The sequence below is a fragment of the Bradyrhizobium sp. genome (genome assembly GCF_049581145.1).
In the GTDB taxonomy this organism is placed as follows: domain Bacteria; phylum Pseudomonadota; class Alphaproteobacteria; order Rhizobiales; family Xanthobacteraceae; genus Bradyrhizobium.
In genome coordinates, this window is the sequence record NZ_JBAURI010000293.1 from 1 (window position 1) to 4,730 (window position 4,730).

Sequence of the window (4,730 nt, forward strand, 5' to 3'; positions counted from 1 at the left end):
GCTCCGGCTCGATGGGTGGCTCGGGTTCCACGGGGGCAAGCTCCATGGGGAGCTCTATGGGGACTGGCTCAGCAGGTTCCGGCACCACCGGGATGAGCGGATCGGGCTCCGCCGGAACCAGTGGAACGACCGGATCGAGCAGCACCGGCACCGGGATCGGAACTTCGCCCAACATGAACGGCGCAAACACGAACCCGTCGGGTCGCACGACCAGTCCCAACGCCTCGCCACAGCGCTAAGGGCGCCGGCTCCTCAATACTTTCGATAAGAAAAAGCCCCGCAATGCGGGGCTTTTTGCTTTCATCGTCTGACGGCGCTGGTCGACGCGATGGAGGCAAACAACGACAGACAGGGGTTCGACCGTGCGGCGATGGTGAAGCACATTCGGCAGGCGCGACAGGAACGGCATCTGGTTGAGTGTGTTCTAAAACAGCTAACTTTTTAGAACAGCGATTCCTGCCGAAACGAGGTTGTTGTGCCAAGTCCTCCCGCACTGTCCACCGGGGTACCGATCAGCCTGACCATCAACGGAACGCGTCATCAGCTTCGGATCGATCCGTGGGTCACGCTGCTCGATCTGCTCCGCGAGCGGCTTGGGCTCACGGGCACGAAGAAGGGCTGTGATCAGGGTCAGTGCGGCGCCTGCACGGTTTTGATCGACGGCAAGCGGATCAATTCCTGCCTTATCCTGGCCGTCGCCAGGGATGGCGCCGAGATTACCACGATCGAAGGATTGTCAGGCAGTGGCGAGCTTCATCCGCTGCAGGCTGCGTTCGTCGAGCACGATGCCTTTCAGTGTGGCTATTGCACGCCCGGCCAGATCTGCTCGGCCGCCGGATTGTTGGCGGAAGGCCATGCCCGCTCCCGCGCCGACATCCGCGAGCAGATGAGCGGCAACATTTGCCGCTGCGGGGCCTACACCAACATCGCCGACGCGATCGAAGACGTCATGCAGCAATCCGACCATGCGCGCGAGGCCGCCGAATGAACCGGTTCGAATATCTCCGGCCGGAATCAGTGGCGGACGCCGTGAAGGCGCTGGCCTCCTCGGCCGATGCCCGCGCGCTCGCCGGCGGCACCAATCTCGTCGACTTGATGAAATACGACGTGGCCAGGCCGTCGTGCCTGGTCGATATCAACCGGTTGCCGTTGCGCTCGATAGAGGAGACCCGTGAGGGGGGGCTGCGGATCGGCGCGCTCGTCACCAACAGCGATCTGGCCTGGGACCCACGGGTTCGGAAGCAGTATCCGCTGCTCGCGAGTGCCGTACTGGCAGGAGCGTCGCCGCAATTGCGCAATGCCGCGACGACCGGTGGCAACCTGCTGCAGCGGACCCGCTGCTATTACTTCTATGATCCGTCAACCGCCTGCAACAAGCGTAATCCGGGGAGCGGCTGCCCGGCGATCGGCGGCGTCAATCGCATCCACGCCATTCTCGGCGCGAGCGACAACTGCATTGCGGTGCATCCGTCGGACATGTGTGTAGCGCTGGCGGCGCTGCAGGCGGTCGTCCATGTCGAGGGACCGCGGGGCAGCCGCAGCATCCCATTCGCCGAATTTCACCGCCTGCCAGCCGAGCAGCCCCAGCGCGACAATACGATGGAAGCTGGTGAATTGATCACGTCGATCGAGCTGCCGGATTCCGATTTCGGACCGAACCACACCTATCTGAAAGTCAGGGACCGGCTGTCTTACGCCTTCGCCCTGGTCAGCGTCGCCGTCGGACTCAAGATCGGGGACGACAAGATCGTGGAAGCCAGGATCGCGCTGGGAGGAGTTGCGCACAAGCCATGGCGCTCCCGCGGCGCCGAGGAACTGTTGCAGGGTCAACCGCCGGGGGAGGCGGCTTTCGACCGTTGCGCGGAGGCGATTTTGCGCGATGCAAAGGGGCAGGGCGAGAACGATTTCAAGATCGGGCTGGCGCGGCGCACGATCGTCCGCGCGTTGCGGCAGGCCGCTGCCGGAACCCCACAGAATCAGTCCGACAAATCCGTTCGTTAGGAGGCGGCTTTGCAAACAGCCGAATTGCGCCCGATCGGGCATCCAACCAGCCGGGTCGACGGCCGGCTCAAGGTGACGGGACAGGCGAAATATGCTGCGGAATATCCCGCGAGCGATTTGCTGTACGGGGTCATCGTTCCCGGTGCCATCGCGTCAGGCCGGATCAAAAAGCTCGAGATCGACCGGGCACGCGCCGTGCCGGGCGTGGTCGAGGTCTTCACCCATGAAAATCGCGGCAAGGCGGCCTGGCTCGACCGGAATTGGCATGACGAGGTTGCGCCGCCCGGCCATCCGTTCAGGCCGCTCCATTCGGACCGCATTCTGTTCGACGGCCAGCCGATTGCGCTGGTCGTGGCCGACAGCTTCGAGGCGGCGCGGGACGCGGCTTCGCTGGTACGCGCGGAGTATGAGGTGGCCGCGCACGGCACCGCACTCGACCTGCAACGCTCGGCAGCCTACGATCCGCCACGCAAGCGCGATGGCATCCCGCCGCCGCCGGCGCCGCGCGGTGAGGCGGAAAAGCTCTTTTCGCAAGCCGCCCATCGGGTCAGCGCGGATTACCGCGTCAACGCCGAACATCACAATCCGATGGAGTTGTTCGCCACGACATGCGTTTTCGAGGGCGAAGGCAGGCTGACGATTTATGAAAAGACCCAAGGCTCGCAGAACAGCCAAGGCTATGTCACCTCAGTGTTCGGCCTGAAGACCGGCAATGTCCGGGTGGTCAACCACTATGTCGGCGGTGCGTTCGGTGCCGGGCTGCGGCCGCAGCAGCAACTGTTTTTTGCCGTGATGGCGAGCCTCGAACTCAAGCGTTCGGTGCGCGTGGTGATGACGCGCGCGCAGATGTTCTACATCGGCTACCGTCCCGACACCTATCACGCGATTTCGCTGGGCGCCGATCACGATGGCCGCCTTGTCTCCATCATGCATGACGGGGTCAGCGCGACCTCGCTTTACGAAGATTATCAGGAAGCGCTCGTGAACTGGTCCGGCATGATGTACCACTGCGACAACGTCAGGCTGAGTTACGCATTGGCCAAACTCAACACCGCGACGCCCTGCGACATGCGTGCGCCTGGCGCCGCCGTCGGCGTGACAGTGCTCGAATGCGCGATGGATGAATTGTCCTATCGGGTCGGCATCGATCCGCTGGAATTGCGAAAGCTCAATTTCGCCTCGATCGAGGAAAGCAGCGGCAAGATGCATACCTCAAAGGCGCTGCTGTCCTGCTACGAGCAAGGGGCTGCCGCGATCGGATGGCGGCAGCGCAAGCGCGAGCCCCGGTCGATGCGCGACGGCCACGATCTGGTCGGCCTCGGCATGGCGACGGGGATGTGGGAGGCGTCGCTGCAAAAGGCGGAGGCGAAAGCCAGGCTGATGGCTGATGGCCGTCTCGAAGTGTCGACCGCTGCTTCCGACATCGGCACGGGCACCTGGACCATCCTCGCCCAGATCGGTGCGGACGCGCTCGGACTGCCGATCGAGGCGGTGACTCCCCGGATCGGCGACTCCTCGCTGCCGCAATCGCCGGTCGAAGGCGGCTCGTGGACTGCCGCGTCCAACGGCTCTGCCGTGCAATCGGCCTGCGAAGCGGTCAAGCAGACGCTGTTCAAGCATGCGGCAAAGATGGCCAATTCGCCGCTTGCGGGGGCCAGCTTCGACGATGTCGAATTCGAGTCGGGGCGTATCGCCCGAAAGGACGATCCAGGACGCAGTCTTTCATTCGCAGAAGTCATGCACGCCGCCGATCTGGATGAGATCGTCGAGGACGGCAAGGCCGCGCCCGATCCTGCCCAAATGCGGAAATATGTCAGCTATACGCATTCGGCCGTGTTCGCTGAAGTTCGGGTCGACGAGGAACTCGGTGTGGTGCGAATCTCGAAAATCGTCTGCGCCACCGCGGCCGGTAAGATCCTGAATCCGAAGACTGCGCGCAGCCAGATTCTGGGCGGCGTTGTCATGGGCATCGGGATGGCGCTGCATGAGGAGGCGATGACCGACCATCGTCTCGGCAAGATCATGAATCATAATCTGGCTGAATACCACGTGCCTGTTCACGCCGACATCAGGGATATCGAGGTGATTTTCGTCAAGGAGCAGGACGATAAGGCCAGTCCCCTCGGCGTGAAGGGCCTCGGCGAAATAGGCATCGTCGGAACGGCCGCCGCGGTCGCCAATGCGATCTTCCACGCGACCGGCAGGCGGGTGCGTTACTTTCCGATTACCATCGACAAGCTGATCGAACAACGGTAACGGCTCGTGACAGCCGATCAGGCAATCTAATCGCTGCGCGGTTCTGGGTTGGCTTGATCCCGGAGAACCGGGCCATATCGAAAGTTCGAGGGCTTGACCGCAGAGATTTCATGTCGGCCGGTTCGCAAGCGTTGCTCGGGCCCCGTTGACCGCCCGAGCCAGGGTCCGACACGGATCACCCCTGCGCGTTACATACGAACCGCCTGAATTCAGCGGTCGATCGAGGAACCGAGTCGATGTTCGCCACTTAGCAAGATGGCTTTATTGCAGGCAGAGAAATAGTTACCCGTGCGTACCACAAACGTCTATCGGCATGATGATCATCCAAACGCGATTGTCGCAATCCCCGCTCACAACGAAGCCGCACAGATCGAACGCTGTCTGACGGCGCTGGCGACCCAGCGTGACGAAGTGGGAGCCCCGATTCCTGCCGGAGCCTTTCGCGTGCTTGTTTTCGCGAACAACTGCTCCGA

At 62.7% G+C, this 4,730-nt stretch carries 4 protein-coding genes and 1 pseudogene; 3 read left to right on the forward strand and 2 right to left on the reverse strand.

Features of this window, described 5'->3' with window-relative positions:
• A pseudogene (locus WCB02_RS09805) lies at positions 1-208 on the reverse strand (hypothetical protein); the annotation flags it as partial.
• Between the two features lie 267 nt (positions 209-475).
• On the opposite strand from WCB02_RS09805, the gene WCB02_RS09810 reads away from it, so the two are divergent.
• From WCB02_RS09810 to WCB02_RS09820, 3 genes are read left to right on the forward strand one after another with little or no spacing between them, the layout of a single operon-like run.
• Positions 476-988 (forward strand): (2Fe-2S)-binding protein, encoded by a 513-nt coding sequence (locus WCB02_RS09810; protein ID WP_423957827.1) that lies wholly within the window; start codon positions 476-478, stop codon positions 986-988.
• A complete protein-coding gene (locus WCB02_RS09815; RefSeq protein ID WP_423957829.1) occupies positions 985-2,001 on the forward strand; it encodes an FAD binding domain-containing protein in 1,017 nt (338 codons plus the stop codon). Before WCB02_RS09810 ends, WCB02_RS09815 begins: the two co-directional genes overlap by 4 nt.
• 9 nt (positions 2,002-2,010) lie before the next feature.
• The gene (locus WCB02_RS09820; protein ID WP_423957830.1) at positions 2,011-4,257 is read left to right on the forward strand and encodes a xanthine dehydrogenase family protein molybdopterin-binding subunit; all 2,247 of its coding nucleotides are present in this window, start codon (positions 2,011-2,013) and stop codon (positions 4,255-4,257) included.
• 282 nt (positions 4,258-4,539) lie between these two features.
• Here WCB02_RS09820 and WCB02_RS09825 read toward each other — a convergent pair.
• Positions 4,540-4,730, reverse strand: a 191-nt coding sequence (locus WCB02_RS09825) for a hypothetical protein (protein WP_423957831.1), incomplete at its 5' end; no start/stop codon positions are given.

Excerpts from the sequence above, each read along its gene's own strand:
- WCB02_RS09815 (WP_423957829.1), top strand. The coding sequence starts at position 985 with ATGAACCGGTTCGAATATCTCCGGCCGGAATCAGTGGCGGACGCCGTG.